Consider the following 25,402-nt stretch of genomic DNA (forward strand, 5'->3'; position numbering starts at 1 on the left):
GATCCTAATTTTCTGTCTTATGCACTTTCCCTGAAATCCGTTCGTGTAAATACTGAAAAAGAACATACAGCGAAGGGATGACTAATACACCGGCTACGGTACCGATGAACATTCCGCCTACTGCCGCTGTTCCAATAGATTGATTGCTTAAAGCGCCCGCTCCGGTTGCCAGCATCAATGGTAAAAGACCAAAGATGAACGCAAAAGAGGTCATCAGGATCGGCCTTAAACGCACTTTTGCACCTTCTAAAGCAGCATCGGTAATAGAGACCCCAGATTTCCTGTGCTGCAAGGCAAATTCAACGATCAGAATGGCATTTTTGGCTAAGAGTCCTATCAGCATAATCAAACTAATTTGTAGGAATATATTGTTTTCAATACCGAACATACGCGCAAAAAGAAAGACCCCGGACAAACCTATCGGAAGAGAAAACAATACCGCAAACGGCAGAATATAACTTTTGAACTGGGCACTCAGCAGGAAATAAACAAACAGCAGAGACAGTACGAATATGATAACCGTCTGGTTACCGCTCAGGCTTTCTTCCCGGGTAAGTCCTGCGTATTCGAACCCGTAGCCTTTGGGCAATGTTTGTTCGGCCACTTCTTCTATGGCCTGAATGGCATCTCCGGAACTATAACCGGGGTTAGGAGCTCCATTTACATAAGCTGCATTGAACAGGTTGAATCGGGTGAGAAATTCAGGTCCGTACACTTTTTTCAGATCAATGAAGCTGGTAATGGGCGCCATTTGTCCATCACCGTTTTTCACATAGAGCTGTTCTATGGCCTGTCTGTTTTGCCGGGATGAAGGATCAGCCTGTATCATTACTTTGTATTGTTTTCCAAACCGATTGAAATTGGTAGCGTATATTCCTCCGAGATACCCTTGCAAGGTTGTCAGTATCTCCGTTACCGATACATCAGTTTCTTTTGCTTTTTCTACATTGATGCTGACTTCATATTGTGGAAAATTGGTATTGAACGAAGAGGTGGCATACATAATTTCGGGCCGTTGATTTAATGCACCAAGAAAATTTCCCATTACTTTTTCAAAAGCATCGTAAGCACCATTGGTTTTGTCCTGTAGTTGTACTTCAAATCCGGTATTGCTTCCAAATCCCTGCAATGTAGGACCGGCGAAGAAAACGATATGGGCATCTTTGATAAACGTTGCTTTTGCAAATAACTTCTGCACCACGTGGTGGATGTTCTGTTCTTTGTCCGGACGATCATCCCAATGCTTTAACTTAATGAAAACCACCGCATACGAACTCCCGTTTCCACTAAAAAAGTCCATTCCTGCCAAACGCGATGAATATTCCACTTCGGGGATGGTCATTGCCAGGCTATCTACCATATCGGTGATCCTTTCCGTTTCTTCTAAAGAGGTAGAGGGATTTAAAATAATGTTGGCGTATACCGATGAACTGTCCTCGTTGGGCACAAAACCTGTTTGGGTGTTTTTCGCAAGGTAGTAGAATAGTGAAACAAAAACGACCACGCTCCCTAACGAAAGCCATTTATATCTATTCAAGAAACGCAATGTACCGAGATAACGATCTGTTATTTTATTAAAACCCTGGTTAAAAGCTGTTTTAAAACGTGATGCAAATCCTTTTTCCTGTCCCTGATTTCCTTCGGATGGTTTTAATAGGATCGCACAAAGTGCCGGACTTAGCGTTAGAGCGTTTACTGCTGAAATTAATATGGCAACTGCCAGTGTTATTCCGAATTCCCGGTAAAAAATACCGACCGAGCCGTCAATAAAGGTTACGGGAATAAAAACTGCCGACATGACGAGCGTAATCGAAATAATAGCCGTTGTAAGTTCGTGCATTGCGCTTACGGTAGCTTGTTTGGCTGACTTAGCACCGTCGTGCAGTTTGGCGTGTACGGCTTCCACTACAATAATAGCATCATCTACCACAATGCCGATGGAAAGCACCAAGGCAAAAAGAGTCAGCAGGTTAATGGTGAAACCAAAAAGGTTCAAAAAGAAAAAGGTCCCTATCAAGGCTACCGGAACGGCGATTGCCGGAATCAATGTTGAACGCCAATCCTGCAAGAACAATAGTACAACGATGAAAACCAGTACAAAGGCTTCTATCAATGTGGAGATTAATTTGTTGATCGATGCTAATAAGAAATCATTGGAATTGGCATACTGCACAAACTTAGTGCCCGCCGGCAAGTCCGATTCGGCTTCCTTAAGTATCTGTTCACATTCTTTAATAATATTGTGTGCATTGGAACCTGCCGTTTGGTTGATTGCAACGTAAGTCCCCGTTTTTCCGTAAGCTGTAATAGAGGTAGTGTGTGAGTAGGCGCCTAATTCAATATCGGCTATATCTTTTAACCGTAGAAAACGTCCGTCTCCGGTGGAGCGAATGACAATGTCTCCAAATTCCGTTTCTGTTTCCAGCCTGCCGGTATATTTGAGCGAGTACTGGAATGTCTGATTGCTGTTTTCTCCTACCTTACCGGGTGCGGCTTCCACATTTTGTTCTGCAAGTACCTTAACTATATCTGAAGGAGTAACGCCATAAGCCGCCATTTCATTGGGTTTAAGCCAGATCCGCATACTATATTCTTTCCCTCCCGAAATAGAGGCGTCTCCCACACCATCAATTCGTTTCAATTTTGGCAGGACGTTGATCCGTATATAGTTTTCCAGAAATGCCTGATCGTATCTGCTATCTTCGCTATAATACATAAAGCTGAAGATCTCACTGCTTAGCCGCTTGGTGGTGGTAATGCCATATTTTACCACTTCTTCCGGCAACTGGCTCATTGCCTGATTGACCCTGTTCTGTACATTCACTGCGGCCATATCTGCATCTGCTCCTTGTTCAAATACAATTGTAATGACGGCAGAACCGTCGTTACTTGCCTTCGAGCTCATATAGGTCATTTTCTCCACACCATTGATTTCTTCTTCCAACGGTATAATGACACTTTTCATCACCGTTTCCGCATTTGCTCCCTGATAACTGGCGGCTACCTGTACGGTTGGCGGTGCGATTTCCGGGTATTGCGTAATCGGCAACGAAAATAGTCCTAAGATGCCGAGAATGACAATAATAATGGATATAACGGTAGATAAAACTGGGTTTTCGATAAAACGTTTTAACATAATACAGTCTATTTGGTAGTTGTTTTAATTTTAGCGCCCTCCCTTATACTAACCAATCCTTCCGAAACAATCCTGTCGCCAGCTTCGAGTCCCGACTCAACAATAAAATATTCGTTTGATGGGGTATAATCCGATAAATTAACCGCCACACTTGTAACCATTCCTTCGTCATCCACCTTATAGACGAATCGTTTTCCCTGTATTTCTACGGTTGCCCGTTGCGGTATCAACAAAACCTTGTCTAATTTCTCATACACCCTTACTGTAGCACTATTACCACTCCGCAGGACTTGATCAGGATTGGAAAAAACTGCCCTGAGTGTGATGCTTCCCGTTTTGGGATCTACCTGTCCGCTAACCATATCCACAATACCTTTTTGATTGAATAACTGGTTATTGGGTAGTATTAAATTAACTTCGCCCTGCCGGTTGATGTAATCGGTCACGGATTTTCCACCGGATTTTTCCGTCCAGTCAAAAAATTGCTTTTCGTTTATGGAGAAATAGGCGTGAATTTGAGATATATCTGATATATGAGCAAGCGGATCGGCGGAAGTACTGCTGACTAAGCTTCCTTTTTTGTAGGGGATTAATCCCATTACCCCATTAAACGGTGCACGGATCTGTGTATAGGCAATATTTACCTCAGCACCTTTACGAACAGACTTCGCCTGATTTAACTGTGCGGTTTTATTCCGCAATTGATGCTGTGCCGATTCCAGTTCATATTTTCCAATTACTCCTTCCTGCACAAGCGGCTGTGTTTTCTCAACCTGCAGTTGGGCTTCCTCCAATTCGGCTTCTATGCTTTGTATGGCGGCAAGAGATTGAACCAGTTGTTCTTCGTATTCAGGAGCAAAGATGCGAAACAGCAATTGTCCTTTGCTTACCTTCTGTCCTTCATCTACCTGTATCTCGGCTATGAAACCATTGACTTTCGGACGAATAGCCACATCCTGTACACCTTGTAAGGTTACCGGGAAATCGGTATAAACGGTTGTTGTCTGAGGAGCCAGTGTGATAACCGGATAAGCTTCGGCTTCGTCCGTATCAGAAGTATGCTGCTGATCGCTTTTACAAGAGATAAAACCGGTAATGAGTAAGAATACACACCATCTCAGGGTTGATTGAGTTGCCATAATAAATTGAATTAATTATCATTGGCAAAATTACCCTTTAGGTACCCCTCAGAAAGGGCTCAAATACAGTAAAAATAGTCAAAAGGTAAGATTATGGAAAAAGTTTTTTACGGTAGGATACGGGACTTATTCCCACATATTTTTTGAAATATTTCCCAAAAGTACTCTGATCGGAAAAGTTGAGCATGTAAGCGACTTCTGAGATATTAAGTTCCTTGTTCTGAAGCAGTATTTTGGCTTCCAGGACGACGATGTGGTGAATCCATTCGCTGGCAGGCATTCCCGTCACGGACGAAACAGTTTGGCTCAGATGTTTGGGGTGAACATTGAGCATATCAGCATAGAAAGATACCGATCTGCTTTTTTTATAATGCCTGAATATCGCCTCTTTAAATTTGCTGACAAGCAGATTGTTATGTAGTTCCTGCGAAGGAAATTTTCGGTACAAATGACCAATCTCATTAATCATACTGTAAATAATACCTCGAACGACTTCCTTGTGATACGGAGAAGCAGATGAGCTTCTGGAACTAACCACTTCAAAAAGCTGCTTAAAAACCATATAGTCTTTGTCCTCTATTTGCAACGCATATCCTCCATTATTGGAAAACAGGGCAAAAGCCCGAATGATATCAGATTCGATCAATTTTTCCTGCAGAAATTCTTCCGAGAACAAGATAGACTCCATTTCGCAAGGAGACAGCGCAGTATTCCATCTTTTGATAGACGATGTTCCGGTAAATATGAGAGCAGGCCCTGTGATACGATGCTTTGTCAGATCCGTATAAAATTCGATTTCTCCCTTTTTAATGAGCCCTATTCCGTAATAATGCGAACGATAAGGCTCTGTGGGATAATATTCTAACTTATTGGTGGGCATATAAATATAATGTTCATCGGAGCCCAGCTCGGCGAAAGTTTTCTGTAGCGATAATAAAGTCATCCATTTTATATCCATCTCCTGAACTTATTTAGCTTTGGTGGTATTAACATAAGGAGATAAAACGGAGCGTAAAGTTGATACAAAATCCTGACGGGCCTCATCTCCCGTATATTGTTTGTACAAAGCGTTATGCGAAATCCAGAAATCACCTACGATAAATAGCTTTTTGATGATACCTTCCCTTGTTTTGTCAGCAAGATTCACTATTACTCCCTGTTTTGTAAGAGCATCCAGCCAGTTTTTAAACTGTTCTTCTCTTCGGAGCAGTAACTGTTGATAGTCCTTCTTTATTTCCGGGATCCAGCTACTTATTTCCACAAAATGAATAAATAAAAAGCGATAATTGTTTATTTGATCATATAATATATCGAAAACAGGAACCAAATCATCCAATTGTGTTAAAGACAACTCTTGCACTTCCTCCATCATTTTGTCGTATTTCTTTTTCAATTGCTCAAAAAGTGCGATGACAATGTCCTCTGTATGCCTGAAATGGTAATGTAAATTACCCGGGCTGATGGGCATTGAAGCAGCTATATGCCTTGTCGTCGTACTCCGGATTCCCTGCTCATTGAACAATATTCTCGCTGTGTCCAATATTTTTTCCTTTGTTGTCATGATACAAAATTAGAACAAATGTTCTAATTTTACGGTAAAATCTTTATTTTTGCTGTCTGGATTTCTATCCGGTTGAAAAAGGATTGAACCTTATACAAAATCCAATACTATGACTGAAATACATCATTTAAACTGTGTCAGCATCGTTTCACCCTACAGTGATAATGTCTGCGGACACTGTTTACTTTTAAAAGAGGAAGACCGTATGGTGCTTATAGACACCGGGATCGGTTTGTTGGACACGCTTTATCCAGAAGAAAGAATAGGCAGAGAACTTGTAGAAATGGTTGGGTACCGCTTTGATCAAGACCTGACCGCCATTCAACAAATTAAAAATTTAGGATTGAACCCCGAAAAGGTACACGACTGCGTCATCTCTCACCTGGACAATGACCATATTGGGGGAGTGGCGGACTTCCCCCAGGCAACGGTACACATTGGGGCGGAAGAATATGAAAATTTCTTCTCAGGGAACCCCCGATATTTAAAAACACCTTTGCTTCACCATCCTGTCATCAAAACTTACCCGGAAACAACCGAAGAATGGTTTGGCTTTGAAGCGAGAAAAGTCTATACAGCACTCCAGACGGAAATACTATTCGTGCCCTTGTTTGGGCATACCTTAGGGCATTGCGGAGTAGCTATAAAAATCAATGAAAACTGGATATTTTATGTAGCGGATGCTTACTACTTGCGCGAAGAGCTAAATAATCCTGAACATCCTGTCAATGCATTAGCAGAAGCCAGAGCAGATGATAATGAGATGCGAATAAGATCACTCAACAAGATTCGCGATTTGGTTGCATTGCATCCGGATGTTACCGTATTCGGATATCATGATATCCAAGAATTTAAATCGTTTGCAAAAAAATAATTGACTAGTATGATACAGATAAAAAACAGTACGAAGGAAGATATTGAAGAAATTTTCAGGTTGTACAAAATAGCTACCGATTTTCAAAAGACGAGGTTTACGGTACACTGGCCGGAATTCGAGCGTGGACTGGTGGAAAGCGAGATCGACGAGAAACGACAATGGAAACTGGAAATCGATGGCAAGATTGCCTGTATATGGGCAACAACGTTTCAGGATCCGCAGATCTGGGAAGCGAGGAATGTAGACCCCGCAGTTTATATCCACAGAATAGCGACGAACCCTGATTTCAGGGGCCAAAACCTGGTAGCAGAGATTGTCAGCTGGGCAAAAGTATATGCCGCTGAAAACGGTAAAGAATTTATAAGAATGGATACCGTGGGAGACAACACAAAACTAATCGCGTATTACGGCAAATGCGGATTCGAATATCTGGGACCTCTAAAACTCAAAAATACGGAAGGACTTCCGGCACACTACGATAATGCTACCGTTAGTTTGTTTGAAATTAAATTAAAGTAATAAAATGTCAGCATCCTTGATAATAACTTTGAAAACACTATTTGAGCGGGATCTTAACAAGCTCAAAGCGGAGATAGAGTCCTACCAAGATGAACGAAATATCTGGCGTACTGAAAAAGGAATTGCAAACTCTGCAGGAAATTTATGTTTGCATCTTATAGGTAACCTGAACACCTATATTGGGGCGGAAATTGGAAAGTCGGGATATATACGAAACCGTCCATTGGAGTTTTCTATAAAAAATGTCCCTGTTTCCGAACTGCTCCATGAAATCAAAAGGACTAAAGAAATTGTGATAAGTTCTCTTGAAAATTTAACCCATAAGGATTTAGAGAAAGAATATCCTATTTTAGTATTTGATGAAAAAACATCTGTTGGGTATCTTTTAGTACATCTGACCACTCATCTCACATATCATCTGGGACAGATCAATTACCATCGGAGATTGCTAGACTAAAAAAACTATTTCAGAAATCATGAGCAAATCTTTGGTGAAGACCAGGATGGCTGGAGAATTATTCTCTTTAATGGTGTTTATAGTCCATGAATCTTCTGCATAAAGAAATAACTGTTATGCTATTTTTTAAACGAGAAACACAAAATTTTTGTGTTTCTCGTTGCGTCCAATTTAATTTATATCAAAAATCTGATAATTGAAAATAATTGCGCATCATTTTCTGATTGGTTTTGTCAGGTGTTGCTTTCATAATTGTATTTCTCAGGAAAATGCCGGGTCGATTGCCCAGATGTGCCAGTTTGCCCACTTTCCAACTTGTATTGACGATGGAATGTGCTTTTTTTAACCGGATTTTCGGATACAACTGAATACTTGTTTTTAAATCGTTTTTCTCCAATAATTTATACAAAGCATACGCATCTTCAACGGCCTGGCAGGCACCTTGCCCCAGATTGGGCGTAGTAGCGTGTGCGGCATCGCCCAGCAAACAAACATTGGGTTGCGACCAGTAGGCAAAAGGTTTTAGGTCATATAATGCTGCTGCAATTATTTTTTCTTTTGGCGTTTTTCTCATCACAGCATCTGCTATAGGCAGAAAGTCTCCAGAGAATTCTAAAGGAGAGGAAGATAAAGTCCCCATCGACTTGTTGATGAGCAAGTACCAGTATACACGATTGTTTCTTAAGGGGACAAAGCCAAATCTTTTACCTTTTCCCCAGGCTTCTACGAGTTCGTGTTTGTAGTGATCGGGAATATCGAATTCGGTGACTCCTCTCCAGCACAGCTGTTTGGCATCACGGTAATCCTCATAACCAAAAAGTGTGGTGCGTACTTTTGATTTAATACCGTCTGCACCGATCAGGTATTCGTAGGTCTCTTGAGAATTGTCCTCAAATTCCATCCGAAACTGCTGCTTTTCCCTGGCAACATTTTTAAGTCTTTTATTCAGCTTTATATTATTTTCACCCACAGCATCCACCAATATTTTGTGCAAATCTGCCCGATGAATGGTATGGTTTTGCACACTAAATTCTTGCTCAAAAGGTTTCAGGTCAACCCGGGTAAGCGGAGAAAAATCAGGTTTGGACAAAGTTGTGAAACAGAGTGGATTTCCGATTCGTTCTATTTCCCGGTGTATTCCCAGATGCCGAAATACCTGCATGGCATTGTTGGCTAAAATAATGCCCGCCCCAACAGGTTTAAGTTCGTTTGCGGCTTCATATACTGTAAACGTGATATTGCGCTTTTTTAAAGCCAAAGCAGTGGTGAGTCCGCCGATACCTGCTCCTATAATTGCTACACTCATTTTGTCATTGTTTTTATTTCAGAGCAAAATTAGAAGCGAGAAATGGCAAAAAGATTCACTTAAGTTAATAAATCTACTTCATAATCCGTTTCCGAATACGGCTGAGCGACTGTGGCGTGATGCCTAAATAAGAAGAGATATATTTCTGAGTGATTTTTTGCAGGACTTCCTGGGATTTTTTCACGAGATTTACATAACGTTCTTCCGGGGTGAACAATAATAAATCTTCTATACGTCTTTTTGCTTCCAGAAAGGCGTAATCCGACATTCTGGCTTTAAAATCTATCCAAAATACGTCCTGTTGCCCCAGCCGGTTGATTGCTTCTTTGGTGATGACAAAGAGTTCTGTTTCAATGAGTGCTTTAATGGAAAAGCCGGCTTTCTTATCGGAAATATAACTTTCGTAATCGCCTATAAAATCCTGATTCACCTGTAGCAAAAGATTGATTTCTTCTCCCTTTTCATTGACCAGGTAAGAACGCATAGCTCCCTGTATAATGAACGCTAATTTATCTGCACGATCTCCCTCCGAAAGCCAGTTTTCATTCTTTTTAACCTTTTGGATCTCACCATTCTCTAATAGTGTCAAGGCCTTATCGTAGGGAATGGATATATTTTCCTGAATTTTTCGGATAGAATCCTGATCCATCATTCACGTTTTTAAATCATTTATCTAAAGATAATTCTATATTCGGTGTAATTTCTTGATTTTTTTCCATAAAAACAGTCTTGCCAATGATCCTGTGATTGATTGTAACAAATCAACGATACTGAAAAATACCTTATTCAGAATGTAAATTTAAAAAACAATTAGGCTCTATAGCTTCAACTGAAGTATTTAAATTGCATTATCCAATTTTTCGCTGATTATTTTGACATAAATCTTCAGAATGACCAATGTCAGAAAGGTCTGATTTTTACTATTCAAGCAACCCGTTAAAAACGTTCAGGTGTTTTATGCCGCTTTGGTCCTATTTAAAAGAGTCGGTTGTGAGTAAATATTAAAAACAAATTATTAAAATTTGTACAAACCGCAAATTTTAATGATTAATAAACATACTCATCTACAGCTTTATCCAATTCCTCACTTACAATTTTTGCGTAAACTTGTGTTTGCTGTATCGTAGCGTGGTCAAGCAACTTGCTTACATGCTCGATACGCATACCATTGTTTAAAGCATTGGTAGCAAATGTATGGCGGCTTAAATGAAAGTGGAGGTTAAAAGGTAGCTTTAAATCTTCGCCCATTTTCTTTAGGTGTACACCACCTAAACGCGCTTTTGAACGTATCCGAGTACTCTTGTATACTTCGTCATTAAATATTCGTTCGGGATGTTCTAATACTGGAAATATAAAAGCTTCGGGATCTATTGTTTTCGGTTTGTATTTGTTGAGTATGGCAATAGATTTAGCTCCTAATTTGAAGCTATGTTGCTTTTGGGTTTTCTGAATAACCTTTGTAATCTTTTGGGTTTCTTCATCGTAACATTTCCACTGTAACAGCATTACATCACTGATACGTAAACCGCCACCAAAGACACTAAACAAAAACATATCCCTGTGAACTACAGCTTTTGGTCTTTGGCTTAAGTCTAAGTTTTCTAAATCTTCTATCTGCTTTTTGTTGAGGTAAAGGCGTTCTACTTTACTTTTTGGAATGTCTATTTTGTAGAATGGGGAAGGGACTAAGGGTATCAATTCTTCTTCCATTGCATCGTTATAAAAGAAACTCAATATCCGTAGTGAGGTAAAAACGGTTGTATTGCCATTGCTTAATTTCTTTTTGCAGTAGTTGGCGTAATCATTCAGAATACCCACATTAATATCAGAGAAGTAAAAATCCCGATATCCTAAAAAACGTTCAAATTTCTTGATATAACCTTCGTAAATAACCGTAGTACGATATGATACAATTCCTTTGAGAACTTCTAAACGCTTATCGCAATAGTCAAAGAAATTCGGATCTGCTTTTCCTTTAATAGCTTCTTTAAGCTTTCGGGCTGAAACTGATTTTTTGGTACGCTCGTGGTCTGCCACCTGTGCTTGTGCATCTGCTACCTTTTGAGCAAGAAAGGCATTCATCCTGGCACTGTTGGGATAGTTCTTTTTGAGTTTCTGTTTTGCATCGTCCCATTCACTAACCTTTGCTTTAACTCCGGTTGTAACAAACTTGGCTTTGCGATCCTTGATTAACCTGATGTAGATAGGGCTTTGTCCTGTTGCATTTTCTTGTTGTGTACGTTGTACTAATTTTATTGAAGCCATAATAAAACTGTATTTGGATTGTTGTACTACTAAATAAATCCGGTGCAAAACAGTGAAAGCGTTGATTTTAGTGCTATTTCAAAGCGGTGCAACGTGATACTAAGGTACAACTTTTAGTACAACAAAACAAGTATTTGCTTGCATTTTTGTGCTTTAATCTGCATAAGTTTATTTTATAACTATTTGATTTACAGAAAAATTAAGTGCAAATTGGTTTTTGTGATTTTATATTTCGTATAACAATCAAATATACGCAATTATCTTTTTTTAATATAAAAACTTCATATAACCTTATAAAAATAGCATATTTAATGTGAGTTGTTTAGCTATTTTTGTTGGTCGCATGCAAATATGGTACTACAAAATACAAATAGGGTCAGTAGAAATGTAATTAAATATACACTCTTCTAAAATTCACATGTTGTGTTGCGGTAAAATAATCACGGAATATTTGATGAATGGGCTCGTTGGTGTGCGATGCTTTGATACCTAACTGAAAATACAAATCTAAAATTTTGTGAGATAAAGTAGCAACCAACGTTTCACTAAACTGATGAATTTCGGTTTGAACGTCGGCTGTTATTTCCTGCTGATTTTCTAAAAGTGTTTCAATTTTATCTGCAAATAAATAGGTTTTGTTTTCTTCGGAAAAAATATAGTTTCTAAAAGCTAATAGATCTAACTGCGGTCTTATTTTTTCGGTTTCATCTACAAAATGTTCAGCCATTCCCAGATAATTTACCAACAAGGTTAAATCGGCAAAAATGCGGAACGGAATTCGATCTAAAACGGCATCGGTGTAAAATTCGTTATAAATAAAGCTGTGATTTGCATCAACCAAAATAGCATCAACCGTAAATGAAAATGTTCCGGTAGCCTGCATTCCCATAGCCTTCCAGTCGGCAATAATTTCCACTTGATCTTTCGGAATAATAAAAGAGCGAATCAATTCCTTGCCATTTTCATTTAAAACAGGCTGGTCGTTTTCGGTAACTACTGCGTTCAACGTAAAATGACTCAAATGCGGTGCGCCAGTAGCAAACGTCCATTTGCCATTAATCAAATAAAAGTCGTTCATTTTCTCGGCAGTTCCGCCAATAGCTCCGCTTCCGCCAAAACACGTAAAGTTATCTTTAAAAAGTTCTTGGGCAATTTCGGGTTTCAGGTTTCGTGAAAAATAATTGGCACCGGCACATAAAGTAACCATCCAACCCAGACTTCCATCGATAAAAGCTAACGATTTTAAAAGTTTCAATCCGTTGGTAAAGTTCAAACCCAAACCGCCGTACTTTTTAGGAACCCAAATTTGCAGCCAGCGTTCTTTATAAATATGATTGATAACATCGGCAGGAATTTCCTTCGCTCCGAATAACTTTTGCTGAATTATGGAACTATGCATTTTTTTGCTGCTTTAAAATTTTGTACCAGTTAATGTATCCAAAAATGGCAACCACAAACAAAAAGGCGGTTAAAGCAGCGTACAAATACAGTTCTTTATGAATTAAAAGCGGCACGGCAAGAAAATTGCTAATGTTTAGCAACACCCAGTTTTCTATTTTGCGTTTCGCCATAAGCCACATGCCCGCCCATGCAAAAGCAGTCACCAAAGAATCCCAAAGCGGTACGTCGCTGTTGGTGTAGTTGGTTAAAAAAATATAGAAAATTAAAAACGCCGAAACCACAATACCTGTTGCTTTGTATTTTTCGGTAGTTGTGGTAAACGAAATAGGTGTTTCGGTTTGTTGTTTGCCAAATTTCCAGAACAGCCAACCGTAAACACTCATTACAAGGTAGTAAAAATCAAGCGTGAACTCGGCATAAAGTTTCGCGTTGAACTTAACAAACATAGCCAGAACAATACCGGCAATTCCAAAAAGATAATTGTGAATGTTGTTGCGTTGTGCCAGTAACACCTGCACAACCGAAAAAAATACACCAAACCATTCTAAAAGGCTGGTTTTACTTAAAATTTCCTGCATCATATAAATAAATTAAATGATGAGATGATAAAGTTACAATCCCTACGCCGGCATTATCCGGATCAGGTGCAGAACTACGTTCTTGGGTATCATCTCAGCCAATAATCATCGGCACCCCATTGCTGGCTCAAAATTGATGATTTTTTCTGGATTGAGAAAGGGTTTTGGAAATTATTATGAAAATAGAAAGTGTTTAATCTAAACGATTACAAATAAAAATTCCCTTTCAAACGAAAGGGAATTTTGTATTTAAGAATTTTGGTCTTCTTTAATATGCTGTTTAATACGGTCTTCTAATTCTTCCTGAAGTTCCGGATTATCTTTAATCAATGCTTTAACGGCATCTCGACCCTGACCTAGTTTGGTATCGCCATAACTAAACCATGAACCGGATTTTTTAACGATTTCAAAATCAACAGCTAAATCTAAAATTTCACCTGTTTTCGATATTCCTTCGCCATACATAATGTCAAATTCTGCCGTGCGGAAAGGCGGCGCCACTTTATTTTTAATGATTTTAACTTTGGTACGGTTACCCATTACGTTGTCGCCATCTTTAATCTGGGTTGATTTACGAATATCTAAACGAACAGATGCATAGAACTTTAACGCATTACCACCCGTTGTAGTTTCCGGGTTTCCAAACATAACGCCGATTTTTTCACGCAACTGGTTAATAAAAAACACCGTACAGTTAGTTTTTGAAATGGTTCCGGTTAATTTACGTAAGGCTTGCGACATTAAACGGGCGTGTAATCCCATTTTAGAATCGCCCATTTCGCCTTCAATTTCACTTTTTGGCGTTAATGCAGCAACCGAGTCAATTACAACGATATCAATTGCGCCCGAACGAATCAAATTTTCGGCAATTTCCAATGCTTGTTCCCCGTTATCAGGTTGCGATATAATCAAATTATCAATATCAATCCCTAATTTCTGCGCATAAAAACGGTCAAACGCATGCTCGGCATCAATAAAAGCGGCAATTCCACCAGCTTTTTGAGCTTCGGCAATGGCGTGTAAAGTTAAGGTTGTTTTACCAGACGATTCCGGTCCGTAGATTTCAATGATTCTTCCACGCGGATAGCCCATTACCCCTAAAGCAAGGTCTAATCCTAATGATCCCGACGGAATTGCATCTACTTCTTCCACCGCGCTGTCGCCCAATTTCATTACGGTTCCTTTCCCGTACGTTTTATCTAATTTATCTAATGTAAGCTGTAAAGCTTTCAATTTTGCTTCTTTTTCTGCACTCATATTCTTTTCTATATTGTAAAAGTAAAAATACCTTTTTTTATTGAATTATAAATCGATTTGTAAATTTTAAATAATCAAATTTTGGTTGAAACAGTTGTTTTTTGTAACTTAACAACTATAATTAAAAAGTTTAGCTATGAAAAAGACCATTTTAATTACAGCTTTTGCAACATTAATATCAGTTATCGGTTGCAAAGATACACCAGAAGAACGACAAGAAAAGGCGTTAGAAAAAAAATTCGAGCGTAAATACGAAAAAGCGCAAGATTACACCTACACCAACTGGGTTTTAAAGAGCAATGATTCGGTTCGAAAAATTTTTAAGGAAAAATTTACATCGCAACAGCTTACAACCATTGTGGCACTAAATCGTGTTGATAAAAGCACGTTTGCTTCGGTTGATACCTTGTTGATTCCCGATCAGTTCGATGATGATTTCTTGGCATATTCACCATTTCCGTACACATTAAGCAGTGCGAAAGATGTCAAAAAACTGGCAATTTTCTCGTATCCTATTCAAGCTTACGGATTATACGAAAATGGCGAATTGGTAAAATGGGGACCATCTAGCATGGGATCGAAACAGCATAAAACTCCAGAAGGGCTTTATTTTTGTAATTGGAAAGGCGAAGAAACCATAAGCACCTTTGATGATGAGTGGGTTTTACGTTGGAATTTTAATTTAGATAACGAAGAAGGTATTGCGTGGCATCAGTATCAATTGCCAGGTTATCCGGCATCGCATTCGTGTTTGCGTTTGTTAGAAGCCGATGCAAAATGGATGTACGATTGGGCTGATGAATGGATTTTAGCCGATAAAGAAACCGTGAAAGCAAAAGGAACACCCGTAATTGTTTATGGAAGTTATAATTTTGATGGAAGAAAACCTTGGTTAGATTTAGCGAAAGACAGCCATGCTAATGATATTTCGGCTGAAACATTGAACGGAATTGTTGGGAAATATCAGGCAGAAATTCTAAAAGAACAGAAAAATCGTGAAGCAGTTCCGGCAGCGAAATAATTTATTTTGAACGAACGAAAATCTTATTTTAACAATTGGTTTTTTTATTAATTTCGTATAAAAATTTGAAATGAAAAAGATTATTGTTTTATTGGTAACTGTGCTGTTTTTAGCAGGTTGTAAAAAGGAAATCGAACAGCAAGATTCTGAAATTGATTCTACGACTATTCAGCAAAATATCGAAACAAAAGTAGATTCAATCGCCATAAAAAGAAACGATTCTATTCAACTGGCTAAGAAAGATTCTGTGGCAGCGGTTAAAAAGGCGGAGATCGAAAAAAGTAAAAAATCAAAAAAATATGCCGTTTACAAAGGCGATGCTTTTAGCTATTGGCCAATAAAAGCCAGCGATTCATTGCGCAAACTTTTTTACAACACGTTTACAAAAGAGCAGCAATATACTATAGCGGCTTTAAACCGTATTGATACCGACCATATTAAAACGCGCGATACCTTAATTGTACCCAACGAGTTCAAAGCAACTTTTATGGATTACACGCCGTTTCCTCGTAAGTTGGATAATTTGGTAGAAGTTCCTAAAACAGTAATTTTCTCGTACCCAATACAAGCGTATGGAGTGTACGAAAAAGGAAATCTGGTAAAATGGGGACCAACGAATATGGGTAAAAAATCGGCTCAAACTCCGCGTGGATTGTTCTTTACCAATTGGAAAGGGCGCAAAGTTACAAGTACCGTTGATGATGAATGGATTTTAAACTGGAATTTCAATATTCATAATACAGGCGGTGTGGGTTGGCATCAGTATGCTTTACCAGGTTATCCGGCATCGCACTCTTGTTTACGGTTGTTAGATGCCGATGCGCAATGGCTGTACAATTGGGCAGATCAATGGGTTATATCCAATGATAAAAAATCGGTGAAAGTAAAAGGTACACCGGTAATTGTTTTTGGCGATTATAAGTTTGGAGTTAAAGGAGTTTGGTATCAGTTGGTAGAAGATCCAACCGTAACAACCATTTCAAAAAGTAGTTTAGAAGCCATTGTTGAGCCTTATTTGGCAGAAATTTTTAATCAGCAAAACATTCGCGAAGAGTATAATAAAACGAAAGCAGGGGCTAATCCTAATGAAGATACTTTAAAAACTGTTAAGGATACGATTAATTAGATTAAATTCAAATTACATTACTGAATATATAGGTAAAACATGTTTTTGTAACTTTAGTAAAACAATTATTAGTTATGAAAAAGAATTTAATCTATATGTTCAGTTTTTTGTTGGTGGGCTTTGTGTTAATGTCTTTCAACAACAATTTTCAGACAGGAAAATATGAGGAATTATCTAAAGACGGTTTTAAAAATCTGAAAATCCTACCAAAAAATATTTCAAAAGACAGTTTAATGTCTTTAATGGAAGGTTATAACAAAGCATTAGGCGTAAAGTGTAATCATTGCCATACCATGGATAAATCATCAGATAAAAAGCACGAAAAAGAAATTGCCCGCCACATGATTAAGTTCACCAATGAACTAAATGCAAAAGAATTTGCCCCAATTGGCGATCAATATAAAAATGCCATTGAGTGCGCAACCTGTCACCGCGGATCTACAAAACCAATGAGTGATACTAAAACTTTTATGGAAAGTAAAAAATAATATTTTTTTTGTTTAGAAAATATATAAGAACTATTTAATAAAATGTGAAATCCACTGAATAAAATTTTTTGTTTAGTGGATTTATTTATTACATTTACATCTATAAACTTGTAAATTAACAAATTATGAAAAAAAGTACCTATTTATTCGGATTGGTTTTAACACTTTTTACAAGTGTGTTTTTTGTTGCTTGCGATTTTATGGACGATCATATAAAACATCCGATAAAATCAAAATGTAACGAGAAAGCGGTGTTAGATCATGTAGCATTTCCGTTAGTAAATACAAATAATTACGGAATTACAAATGTTGTTTTAAACGGAGATTGTTTAGAAATAACGGTTTCTTCAAGCGGTTGTAATCCAAATAACTGGGATATGAATTTAATTGGAGTAGCAAGTACTACCAATATTTATCCGCCTTTATTTCATGCAAAAGTAGAGTTAATAAACAATGAAGCTTGCCAAGCAGTGTTTCAAAAAACGGTTTCGTTTGATTTGACTCCTTTTCAAATGGCTGGTCAAAATACCGTTCAAATAGATATCGATGGCTGGAATAACAATATCATGTATCAATATTAATTTCCTGAATAAAGCATTTAAAGATACAATAGGAGTGTATGATTAAAAACCTTTTTAACTTACTGATTATAATGCTGATTTTTTTTGGTTGTAAAGGCGATGATAGTCTTTGTTGTCCACATCCAAACCCTACAAATTGTAATGAGTTTTCTATTATTGATGAAACAAAATACAATCAAACAAACACCAACAATTACACTATAACTAATGTTGTTTTAAATGGCGATTGTTTAGAAATAACGGTTTCTTCAAGCGGTTGTAATCCTAACAATTGGGATATGAATTTCGTTGCATCTGAAGTTGTTGTTGAAACATTACCAAATCAGTGGAATGCAAAAGTAGAGTTAATAAACAATGAAGCCTGCCAGGCAGTGTTTCAAAAAACGGTTTCGTTTGATCTAACTCCTTTTAAAATTATAGGACAAAATCAAGTACAGATAAATATTGCCGGTTGGAACAACAGCATCATGTATCAATACTAAAACTTTAAAATTCTATGATTTTCGTCATTTGAACTTTAAAAATTTAAATCATAACTTTGCAACCGGATTCTTCCATTTAGAGTCCGGTTTTTTTTACTCAATTTTATTACTTAAATGTTTATAGCATGCAACTGTACAACACCTTAAGCGCCGAACAGCGTGCGCAGTTAATCGAAGAAGCGGGTCAAAACCGTATCACACTTTCTTTTTATCAATACGCAAAAATCCAGGATCCGCAACAATTTAGAAACGATTTGTTTTTGGCATGGTCTAAGTTAGATGCTTTGGGTAGAACGTATGTTGCACACGAAGGTATCAATGCACAAATGAGCGTTCCTGCAGAAAATTTCGAAGCATTCAGAGAAACCTTGGAAGCGTATGATTTTATGAAAGGAATTCGATTGAATGTGGCAGTTGAACAAGACGATTTATCGTTTTTGAAACTGACGGTTAAAGTGCGAAATAAAATTGTTGCCGATGGGTTAGACGATGCCACTTTTGATGTGACCAATAAAGGAATCCATTTAAATGCGAAGGAATTCAATGAAATGTTGAACGATCCCGATGTAGTTTTGGTCGATTTCCGTAACCATTACGAAAGCGAAGTGGGGCATTTTACCGGAGCCATTACGCCCGATGTTGATACCTTTCGCGAATCGTTGCCCATTATAAACGAGCAATTGCAAGATCATAAACAAAATAAAAAATTGTTGATGTATTGTACCGGCGGAATTCGTTGCGAGAAAGCCAGTGCATATTTTAAACATCAAGGTTTCGAAAATGTTTTTCAGTTAGAAGGCGGAATTATAGAATACACGCGCCAAGTTAAAGCCGAAGGGTTGGAAAGCAAATTTATAGGTAAAAATTTTGTGTTCGATCATCGTTTGGGCGAACGTATTACCGACGATATTATTGCGAACTGCCACCAATGCGGGAAACCTTGTGATACGCATGTTAATTGTGCTAATGAAGGTTGTCATTTACTGTTTATTCAGTGCGATGAATGCCACGAAACAATGCACGGCTGTTGTTCTAACGAGTGTTTGGATATTATTCAGTTGCCAGAAGATGAACAAAAGCAGATAAGAAAAGGCGTTCAAAAAGGAAACCTGATCTTTAAAAAAGGAAAGTCCGATGCGTTGAAGTTCAAAAAAGAACGAAATGTTTTCGAAGAAGTTATTCCGGTAAAAGTAGCAACCGTTACCGAAATCCGAAAGAAAAAACACGAACGTAAAATTTTGGTAGGTTATGGTGCGCATTATTTCACGAAGGCATCGGTAGCCCAATTTACTATAACAAACAACGAAGTTAAAGTTGGCGATGAGGTGTTGATTGCAGGTCCATCAACCGGAGAAGAACGTTTTATTTTGGAAGCTTTCAAAGTAAACGGAAAAGATGCCGAAACTGCAAAAACCGATGATAAAATTACATTTGCCGTCCCGTTCCGCATTCGTTTGTCAGACAAATTATATCTTATTAAAAAAGAGAATTAGTAAAGCTAATTTCAGTTCGCTGTCATTCTGAATGTAACAAAGTGAAATTAAGAATCTTTAAAAATAAGAACGTAACAGATAAAAATATTTTAAAGCAAGTTGGTAAATCACTAACTTGCTTTTTTTAATGGAATCAAATCTAAAATGAAAAAAATCTATTACCTAAAAACCTGTGATACCTGCAAACGTATTATAAAGCAAATTAAAAATATTGACGAGTTTCAGTTGCAAGATATAAAAGAAGAAGACATTACCGTAAAACAAGTCGAAGAAATGCATGCGTTGACCGACAGTTATGAAACGTTGTTTAGCAAACGAGCAAAGCTTTATAAAGAAATGGGTTTAAAAGATGAAAACCTTACCGAAAACGATTTTAAAAGATACATTTTAGAACATTATACCTTTTTGGCCCGACCGGTAATTATTTACAACGAGCAAATATTTGTAAGAAACAGTCCTAAAACTATCGAAGAAATGTTGCAAAAAGTCAACAACTAGTATGTTTTAAATAGCATATAATTTGTTTTTTAAATTTAAAATGTTAATTTTAGTGTAAATTTTAGAAAAATTAAGTTTTATGAAAAAATTATTTGCAGAGTTCTTCGGAACTTTCTGGTTGGTGTTTGGTGGCTGTGGCGCAGCAGTTTTTGCAGCCGGAGTGCCAGAAATTGGTATTGGTTTAGCGGGTGTTTCGCTGGCGTTTGGTTTAACCGTTTTAACAATGGCTTATGCGGTGGGGCATATCTCGGGCGGACATTTTAATCCGGCGGTTTCTTTTGGATTGTTTGCCGGTGGCAGATTTCCTGCTAAAGATCTGTTTCCGTATATTGTTTCACAAGTATTGGGTGCATCGGCGGCAGCAGGTTGTTTGTATTTAATTTTAAACGGAGCCGGAGCTTTTAGCACAGAAGGAGCTGGAGCATTTGCAACCAACTTCTACGAAATGGAAGGTTACGCAGGCAGAAGTTACAGTATGGCTGCTGCATTTTTAGCAGAGTTCTTGTTGACTGCTTTTTTCCTAATCATTATTTTAGGAGCTACCGATAAATGGGCAAACGGTAAATTTGCAGGTATTGCTATTGGTTTGGCGTTAACGTTGATCCATTTAATTTCAATTCCAATTACCAACACATCGGTAAACCCGGCACGTTCAACATCACAAGCACTGTTTGTACAGGGTGAAGCGTTGTCGCAACTTTGGTTGTTTTGGGCAGCACCGATCGTAGGAGCTGTTGTTGGTGGATTAATCTATAAATTTCTGCTTCAGAAAAGTGAAGAATAAAATATTTAATAGTCTTATCTTTGATGTGTCGCTAATAAATGTTCAACATCAAATCCCGAACAGTGTTCGGGATTTTGTATTATTTTGAATGTATTAAACTGTCAGTAATTTTCAAGGTATAAGTACTGCTTTGATCTCCATTCTGGCTGAAAAACCAAAAACTTCGAGCTTTGAACTTTCCTTCGATTTTATTTCCTTCAATATACAAATCAATAAATTTTAAGTCATTTATAGAATCCTTAAAGATATCTCCGGGATCATCATGCATACCAATTAATCCGCTACCATCTTTCATTATTCTTTCTGTGGTAGAAGGATATACAGTAACAGACCGTAAGATAGTATCGTTATGTTTTTGAAACTTAACTTCAATAGCAGATTCCGTTGTTTCATTTTTAACTTCGTAAAAATAAACGCCTGTGTAGTCACAGCTGTAAAATAATAAAATGAAAGGGATTAATAGAAGTAATTTTTTCATGGTTATTGTTTTTTGTGTTTTATCAAAAGTATAAAATCGTAACTAAATTAAATACTACTATTTAACCTAAATTCCTTAAATTCGCACATTGAATTTAAAAACAGTATCATGAGCACCAAATTCACAGAGTATAAAGGATTGGATTTACCAACCGTAGCAAGCGAAATGTTACAGTATTGGAAAGATCAGTCCATCTTTGATAAATCGGTTACTTCTCGCGAAGGCAACCAGCCGTTTGTGTTTTTTGAAGGTCCGCCTTCTGCAAACGGAAAACCTGGTATTCACCACGTTATGGCTCGTGCTATTAAAGATATTTTCTGCCGATATAAAACTCAGAAAGGGTTTCAAGTTAAGCGTAAAGCTGGTTGGGATACCCACGGTTTGCCTGTTGAATTAGGTACCGAAAAAGAACTGGGAATTACCAAAGAAGATATCGGAACAAAAATATCGGTAGAAGAGTATAACGAGGCGTGTAAACGTACCGTAATGCGATACACCGATTTATGGAACGATCTTACTGAAAAAATGGGTTATTGGGTAGATATGAACGATCCGTACATTACCTACAAGCCCAAATATATGGAAACCGTTTGGTGGTTGTTAAAGCAAATTTACAACAAAGATTTGCTGTATAAAGGTTACACCATTCAGCCGTATTCACCAAAAGCGGGTACAGGTTTGTCATCGCATGAGGTAAATCAGCCGGGAGCTTATCGCGATGTTACCGATACCACTATTGTAGCGCAGTTTAAAACCATAGAAAATTCGTTACCAGAATTTTTAAAAGGATTTGGTCAGATCGATATTATGGCTTGGACAACTACACCGTGGACGTTGCCGAGTAATACCGCATTAACTGTTGGTCCAAAGATTGATTATGCGTTGGTAAAAACATTCAACCAATACACCAATCAGCCAATAAATGTGGTTTTAGGAAAACCTTTGGTTGCTAAACAGTTTGCTGGAAAATATGTAGCTGTTGAAACTGAAGCTGAATTAGCAGATTATAAAGAAAACGATAAAAAAATTCCGTATTTCATTGTAAAAGAATTTAAAGGAATTGATTTGGTTGGTATCCGTTATGAGCAGTTGTTGCCGTACACGTTGCCTTATCAAAACCCTGAAAATGCTTTCCGAGTAATTGCAGGCGATTTCGTAACAACCGAAGACGGAACCGGTATTGTTCACACCGCGCCAACTTTTGGTGCAGACGATGCGAAAGTTGCCAAAGAAGCAACACCAGAAGTGCCACCAATGTTGGTTTTAGACGAAAACGGAAACCCTGTTCCGTTGGTAGATTTACAAGGAAAATTTACCTCGCACATGGGCGATATGGCAGGCAAATATGTAAAGAACGAATATTACAATGAAGGCGAAGCACCTGAAAAATCGGTTGATGTTGAAATTGCAATCCGTTTAAAAGAAGAAAACAAAGCCTTTAAGGTAGAAAAATACGTACACAGTTATCCGCATAGTTGGCGAACCGATGAGCCCCTTTTATACTATCCTTTAGATTCTTGGTTTATCAAGGTTACCGAAGTAAAAGATAAAATGTTCGATTTAAACGAAGAAATCAACTGGAAACCTAAAGCAACAGGCGAAGGACGTTTTGGAAACTGGCTGAAAAATGCCAACGACTGGAATTTATCTCGTTCACGTTATTGGGGAATTCCGTTGCCAATCTGGAGAACCGAAGATAAGACTGAAGAATTAATCGTTGGATCGGTAGAAGAGTTAATTGCCGAAATTGAAAAAGCGATGAAGGCAGGTGTTCAAACGCATAATCCGTTCGATGGTTTTGTGGTGGGCGATATGAGTGAAGAAAACTATGATAAAATCGACTTGCATAAAAATGTGGTTGATAGCATCACACTGATTTCTCCATCGGGTAAACCAATGAAACGCGAAACCGATTTAATTGATGTTTGGTTCGATTCTGGTGCAATGCCGTATGCACAATGGCATTATCCTTTTGAAAATAAAGAATATATCGACAATCACGAAAACTTCCCTGCCGATTTTATCGCAGAAGGTGTCGATCAAACTCGTGGTTGGTTTTATACATTACACGCAATCGGAACACTAGTTTTTGATGAAAAAGCGTATAAAAACGTAGTATCGAATGGTTTGGTTTTAGATAAGAACGGTATCAAAATGTCTAAAAGTAAAGGCAATACCATTGATCCTTTCCAAACAATTGCAGATCACGGACCCGATGCTACGCGTTGGTACATGATTATGAATGCCAATCCGTGGGATAATTTAAAGTTCGATTTAGACGGAATTACAGAAGTTCGCCGTAAATTCTTCGGAACGTTGTACAACACCTATTCGTTCTTTGCCTTATATGCAAATATCGATGGGTTTACCTACAGCGAAGCCGAAGTTCCTATGGAAGATCGTCCGGAAATAGACCGTTGGATTTTATCGGAACTAAACAGCTTGATAAAAACGGTTGATGAAGCGTATGCCGATTACGAGCCAACAAAAGCAGCACGCGCTATATCAGATTTTGTTCAGGAAAACCTTTCAAACTGGTACGTTCGTTTATGCCGCCGCCGTTTCTGGAAAGGCGAATACGCACAAGATAAAATCGCAGCTTACCAAACTCTGTACACTTGTTTAACAACTGTTGCAAAATTGTCGGCACCAATTGCGCCGTTTTTTATGGACAAGCTTTACAAAGATTTAACACAGGCAACTGGTAAAGAATCGTTTGAATCTGTACATTTGGCCGATTTTCCAACTTACAACAGCGAAATTGTTAATAAGTCGTTAGAAAGTAAAATGGAAAAAGCGCAAACTGTGTCATCTTTAGTATTATCATTGCGTAAGAAAGAAATGATTAAAGTACGCCAGCCGTTACAAAAAGTAATGATTCCTGTTTTAGACGAAAATCAAAAGGCAGAAATAGAGGCAGTTGCAGATTTAATCATGGCAGAGGTGAACGTGAAAGAAATTAAATTGTTAAATGATGCTTCGGGAATCTTGGTAAAACAGATCAAACCGAATTTTAAGGTATTAGGTCCGCGTTTCGGAAAAGAAATGGGAAATGTGGCAAAAGCTATTCAAAATTTCACGCAGGAACAGATCAGCGAGATTGAAAAAAACAACGAAATATCTTTGGAAATCTCAGGAAATCTGGTTAAATTAACAAACGAAGACGTTGAGGTTTCATCACAAGATATCGAAGGTTGGTTGGTAGCAAACGCAAACGGAATTACGGTTGCTTTGGATATCACGTTGACCGACGAATTAAAGAAAGAAGGAATTGCACGCGAATTGGTGAACAGAATTCAGAATATCCGTAAAGATTCGGGATTTGAAGTAACCGATAAAGTAAAAATTAAAATGCAGCAAAACTCGGTTATCCAAGATGCCGTTACCGCAAACATTGAATATATTAAAGCAGAAACCCTTACGGAAACGCTTGATTTTGTTGATGTTTTAGAGAATGGTACAGAAATTGAGTTTGACGATATGATAACCAAAATTAGTGTTTCAAAATAAATTGTTTAGTTATGGAAAAGGAAAGTGTACAAATTAGATATTCAGACGCAGATTTGGCTGAATTTAAAGAAATTATCTTAAAAAAGATAGAGAAAGCACAAGCAGATTTAGATTTGATTAAAAGCGCTTATATGAACGATTTAAATAATGGTACCGATGATACATCGCCTACATTTAAAGCGTTTGAAGAAGGCAGCGAAACATTGTCTAAAGAAGCAAACTCGCAATTGGCAACACGCCAGGAGAAGTTTTTACGCGATTTGAAAAATGCTTTGGTGCGTATTGAAAACAAAACTTACGGAATTTGCCGCGTAACCGGTAAATTAATCGAAAAAGAACGTTTAAAATTGGTTCCACATGCTACAATGAGCATGGAAGCTAAATTACAGCAACGTTAATTGATAAAACGCTCTTAATTAAGAGCGTTTTTTGTTTTAAATAACTT

General features: G+C 37.8%; 24 protein-coding genes. 13 read left to right on the forward strand and 11 right to left on the reverse strand.

All coding sequences use genetic code 11. The annotated features are described in order from the left end of the window. Positions 1-4 precede the first annotated feature (4 nt). The 4 genes from BM253_RS02345 to BM253_RS02360 form a co-directional block, all read right to left on the reverse strand. On the reverse strand, positions 5-3,136 hold the full coding sequence (locus BM253_RS02345) for an efflux RND transporter permease subunit (protein WP_091518458.1): 3,132 nt from the start codon (positions 3,134-3,136) through the stop codon (positions 5-7). Between the two features lie 8 nt (positions 3,137-3,144). Then, a complete protein-coding gene (locus BM253_RS02350) occupies positions 3,145-4,275 on the reverse strand; it encodes an efflux RND transporter periplasmic adaptor subunit (protein ID WP_091518461.1) in 1,131 nt (376 codons plus the stop codon). Positions 4,276-4,366: 91 nt separating this feature from the next. Continuing rightward, entirely contained in the window at positions 4,367-5,233 is an 867-nt protein-coding gene (locus BM253_RS02355) for a helix-turn-helix domain-containing protein (RefSeq protein ID WP_091518464.1), read from the reverse strand. Between the two features lie 9 nt (positions 5,234-5,242). Next, the gene (locus BM253_RS02360) at positions 5,243-5,836 is read right to left on the reverse strand and encodes a TetR/AcrR family transcriptional regulator (protein WP_091518467.1); all 594 of its coding nucleotides are present in this window, start codon (positions 5,834-5,836) and stop codon (positions 5,243-5,245) included. Positions 5,837-5,945: 109 nt separating this feature from the next. On the opposite strand from BM253_RS02360, the gene BM253_RS02365 reads away from it, so the two are divergent. Genes BM253_RS02365 through BM253_RS02375 form a run of 3 tightly spaced genes read left to right on the forward strand, consistent with a single transcriptional unit; the run spans position 5,946 to position 7,689 of the window. Beyond that, positions 5,946-6,710 (forward strand): MBL fold metallo-hydrolase, encoded by a 765-nt coding sequence (locus BM253_RS02365; protein ID WP_091518470.1) that lies wholly within the window; start codon positions 5,946-5,948, stop codon positions 6,708-6,710. A 9-nt stretch (positions 6,711-6,719) separates the two neighbouring features. After that, entirely contained in the window at positions 6,720-7,232 is a 513-nt protein-coding gene (locus BM253_RS02370) for a GNAT family N-acetyltransferase (protein ID WP_091518474.1), read from the forward strand. Between the two features lie 4 nt (positions 7,233-7,236). After that, on the forward strand, positions 7,237-7,689 hold the full coding sequence (locus BM253_RS02375; protein WP_091518476.1) for a DinB family protein: 453 nt from the start codon (positions 7,237-7,239) through the stop codon (positions 7,687-7,689). A gap of 181 nt (positions 7,690-7,870) precedes the next feature. Here the strand turns inward: BM253_RS02375 and BM253_RS02380 are convergent, their stop codons facing one another. The 6 genes from BM253_RS02380 to recA all read right to left on the reverse strand — a co-directional run bounded on the left by BM253_RS02380 (position 7,871) and on the right by recA (position 14,496). Beyond that, positions 7,871-8,995 (reverse strand): FAD-dependent monooxygenase, encoded by a 1,125-nt coding sequence (locus BM253_RS02380; RefSeq protein ID WP_091518478.1) that lies wholly within the window; start codon positions 8,993-8,995, stop codon positions 7,871-7,873. Between the two features lie 73 nt (positions 8,996-9,068). After that, a complete protein-coding gene (locus BM253_RS02385; protein WP_245758430.1) occupies positions 9,069-9,647 on the reverse strand; it encodes a Crp/Fnr family transcriptional regulator in 579 nt (192 codons plus the stop codon). Between the two features lie 395 nt (positions 9,648-10,042). Then, positions 10,043-11,260 carry a site-specific integrase gene (locus BM253_RS02390; protein WP_091518482.1) on the reverse strand — a complete coding sequence of 406 codons (1,218 nt, stop codon included), beginning with the start codon at positions 11,258-11,260 and terminating at the stop codon, positions 10,043-10,045. 391 nt (positions 11,261-11,651) lie between these two features. Beyond that, a complete protein-coding gene (locus tag BM253_RS02395) occupies positions 11,652-12,659 on the reverse strand; it encodes an acyl-CoA dehydrogenase family protein (protein ID WP_091518485.1) in 1,008 nt (335 codons plus the stop codon). After that, positions 12,652-13,242: a nicotinamide riboside transporter PnuC gene (gene pnuC, locus BM253_RS02400; protein ID WP_091518489.1), complete on the reverse strand. Its 591-nt coding sequence runs from the start codon at positions 13,240-13,242 to the stop codon at positions 12,652-12,654. Before pnuC ends, BM253_RS02395 begins: the two co-directional genes overlap by 8 nt. Before the next feature lie 246 nt (positions 13,243-13,488). After that, positions 13,489-14,496 carry a recombinase RecA gene (recA, locus tag BM253_RS02405; RefSeq protein ID WP_091518492.1) on the reverse strand — a complete coding sequence of 336 codons (1,008 nt, stop codon included), beginning with the start codon at positions 14,494-14,496 and terminating at the stop codon, positions 13,489-13,491. Positions 14,497-14,632: 136 nt separating this feature from the next. On the opposite strand from recA, the gene BM253_RS02410 reads away from it, so the two are divergent. The 8 genes from BM253_RS02410 to aqpZ all read left to right on the forward strand — a co-directional run bounded on the left by BM253_RS02410 (position 14,633) and on the right by aqpZ (position 20,969). Next, positions 14,633-15,517 (forward strand): L,D-transpeptidase, encoded by an 885-nt coding sequence (locus BM253_RS02410; RefSeq protein ID WP_091518495.1) that lies wholly within the window; start codon positions 14,633-14,635, stop codon positions 15,515-15,517. A gap of 70 nt (positions 15,518-15,587) precedes the next feature. Further along, positions 15,588-16,643: a L,D-transpeptidase family protein gene (locus tag BM253_RS02415; protein WP_091518499.1), complete on the forward strand. Its 1,056-nt coding sequence runs from the start codon at positions 15,588-15,590 to the stop codon at positions 16,641-16,643. A gap of 74 nt (positions 16,644-16,717) precedes the next feature. Next, the gene (locus tag BM253_RS02420) at positions 16,718-17,131 is read left to right on the forward strand and encodes a c-type cytochrome (protein WP_091518503.1); all 414 of its coding nucleotides are present in this window, start codon (positions 16,718-16,720) and stop codon (positions 17,129-17,131) included. Between the two features lie 125 nt (positions 17,132-17,256). Then, the gene (locus BM253_RS02425) at positions 17,257-17,712 is read left to right on the forward strand and encodes a hypothetical protein (protein ID WP_091518507.1); all 456 of its coding nucleotides are present in this window, start codon (positions 17,257-17,259) and stop codon (positions 17,710-17,712) included. A gap of 38 nt (positions 17,713-17,750) precedes the next feature. After that, positions 17,751-18,194, forward strand: a complete 444-nt coding sequence (locus tag BM253_RS02430) for a hypothetical protein (RefSeq protein ID WP_091518511.1) — start codon at positions 17,751-17,753, stop codon at positions 18,192-18,194. Between the two features lie 125 nt (positions 18,195-18,319). Next, on the forward strand, positions 18,320-19,687 hold the full coding sequence (gene trhO, locus BM253_RS02435; protein WP_091518514.1) for an oxygen-dependent tRNA uridine(34) hydroxylase TrhO: 1,368 nt from the start codon (positions 18,320-18,322) through the stop codon (positions 19,685-19,687). Between the two features lie 144 nt (positions 19,688-19,831). Next, entirely contained in the window at positions 19,832-20,185 is a 354-nt protein-coding gene (locus BM253_RS02440; RefSeq protein WP_091518517.1) for an arsenate reductase family protein, read from the forward strand. Between the two features lie 58 nt (positions 20,186-20,243). After that, entirely contained in the window at positions 20,244-20,969 is a 726-nt protein-coding gene (aqpZ, locus tag BM253_RS02445) for an aquaporin Z (protein WP_262487569.1), read from the forward strand. Positions 20,970-21,048: 79 nt separating this feature from the next. Here the strand turns inward: aqpZ and BM253_RS02450 are convergent, their stop codons facing one another. Then, on the reverse strand, positions 21,049-21,447 hold the full coding sequence (locus BM253_RS02450; protein WP_091518524.1) for a hypothetical protein: 399 nt from the start codon (positions 21,445-21,447) through the stop codon (positions 21,049-21,051). A gap of 108 nt (positions 21,448-21,555) precedes the next feature. Between BM253_RS02450 and ileS the strand changes: the two genes are divergently transcribed. Together ileS and BM253_RS02460 are read left to right on the forward strand one after the other, a co-directional pair. Beyond that, positions 21,556-24,957, forward strand: coding sequence for an isoleucine--tRNA ligase (gene ileS, locus BM253_RS02455; RefSeq protein ID WP_091518528.1), 3,402 nt, complete (start codon positions 21,556-21,558; stop codon positions 24,955-24,957). Between the two features lie 11 nt (positions 24,958-24,968). Next, positions 24,969-25,355, forward strand: coding sequence for a TraR/DksA family transcriptional regulator (locus BM253_RS02460; protein WP_091518531.1), 387 nt, complete (start codon positions 24,969-24,971; stop codon positions 25,353-25,355). Positions 25,356-25,402 lie beyond the last annotated feature (47 nt).

Origin of the sequence: Paenimyroides ummariense (assembly GCF_900115115.1) — a bacterium.
Taxonomy (GTDB): domain Bacteria; phylum Bacteroidota; class Bacteroidia; order Flavobacteriales; family Flavobacteriaceae; genus Flavobacterium; species Flavobacterium ummariense.

Excerpts from the sequence above, each read along its gene's own strand:
- BM253_RS02355 (WP_091518464.1), bottom strand. The coding sequence starts at position 5,233 with ATGGATATAAAATGGATGACTTTATTATCGCTACAGAAAACTTTCGCC.
- BM253_RS02350 (WP_091518461.1), bottom strand. The coding sequence starts at position 4,275 with ATGGCAACTCAATCAACCCTGAGATGGTGTGTATTCTTACTCATTACC.
- recA (WP_091518492.1), bottom strand. The coding sequence starts at position 14,496 with ATGAGTGCAGAAAAAGAAGCAAAATTGAAAGCTTTACAGCTTACATTA.
- BM253_RS02425 (WP_091518507.1), top strand. The coding sequence starts at position 17,257 with ATGAAAAAAAGTACCTATTTATTCGGATTGGTTTTAACACTTTTTACA.
- BM253_RS02460 (WP_091518531.1), top strand. The coding sequence starts at position 24,969 with ATGGAAAAGGAAAGTGTACAAATTAGATATTCAGACGCAGATTTGGCT.
- BM253_RS02380 (WP_091518478.1), bottom strand. The coding sequence starts at position 8,995 with ATGAGTGTAGCAATTATAGGAGCAGGTATCGGCGGACTCACCACTGCT.
- BM253_RS02375 (WP_091518476.1), top strand. The coding sequence starts at position 7,237 with ATGTCAGCATCCTTGATAATAACTTTGAAAACACTATTTGAGCGGGAT.
- BM253_RS02365 (WP_091518470.1), top strand. The coding sequence starts at position 5,946 with ATGACTGAAATACATCATTTAAACTGTGTCAGCATCGTTTCACCCTAC.
- BM253_RS02390 (WP_091518482.1), bottom strand. The coding sequence starts at position 11,260 with ATGGCTTCAATAAAATTAGTACAACGTACACAACAAGAAAATGCAACA.
- trhO (WP_091518514.1), top strand. The coding sequence starts at position 18,320 with ATGCAACTGTACAACACCTTAAGCGCCGAACAGCGTGCGCAGTTAATC.
- BM253_RS02360 (WP_091518467.1), bottom strand. The coding sequence starts at position 5,836 with ATGACAACAAAGGAAAAAATATTGGACACAGCGAGAATATTGTTCAAT.
- BM253_RS02370 (WP_091518474.1), top strand. The coding sequence starts at position 6,720 with ATGATACAGATAAAAAACAGTACGAAGGAAGATATTGAAGAAATTTTC.
- BM253_RS02345 (WP_091518458.1), bottom strand. The coding sequence starts at position 3,136 with ATGTTAAAACGTTTTATCGAAAACCCAGTTTTATCTACCGTTATATCC.
- BM253_RS02420 (WP_091518503.1), top strand. The coding sequence starts at position 16,718 with ATGAAAAAGAATTTAATCTATATGTTCAGTTTTTTGTTGGTGGGCTTT.
- BM253_RS02430 (WP_091518511.1), top strand. The coding sequence starts at position 17,751 with ATGATTAAAAACCTTTTTAACTTACTGATTATAATGCTGATTTTTTTT.
- BM253_RS02450 (WP_091518524.1), bottom strand. The coding sequence starts at position 21,447 with ATGAAAAAATTACTTCTATTAATCCCTTTCATTTTATTATTTTACAGC.
- ileS (WP_091518528.1), top strand. The coding sequence starts at position 21,556 with ATGAGCACCAAATTCACAGAGTATAAAGGATTGGATTTACCAACCGTA.
- BM253_RS02440 (WP_091518517.1), top strand. The coding sequence starts at position 19,832 with ATGAAAAAAATCTATTACCTAAAAACCTGTGATACCTGCAAACGTATT.
- BM253_RS02395 (WP_091518485.1), bottom strand. The coding sequence starts at position 12,659 with ATGCATAGTTCCATAATTCAGCAAAAGTTATTCGGAGCGAAGGAAATT.
- BM253_RS02415 (WP_091518499.1), top strand. The coding sequence starts at position 15,588 with ATGAAAAAGATTATTGTTTTATTGGTAACTGTGCTGTTTTTAGCAGGT.
- pnuC (WP_091518489.1), bottom strand. The coding sequence starts at position 13,242 with ATGATGCAGGAAATTTTAAGTAAAACCAGCCTTTTAGAATGGTTTGGT.
- BM253_RS02385 (WP_245758430.1), bottom strand. The coding sequence starts at position 9,647 with ATGATGGATCAGGATTCTATCCGAAAAATTCAGGAAAATATATCCATT.
- BM253_RS02410 (WP_091518495.1), top strand. The coding sequence starts at position 14,633 with ATGAAAAAGACCATTTTAATTACAGCTTTTGCAACATTAATATCAGTT.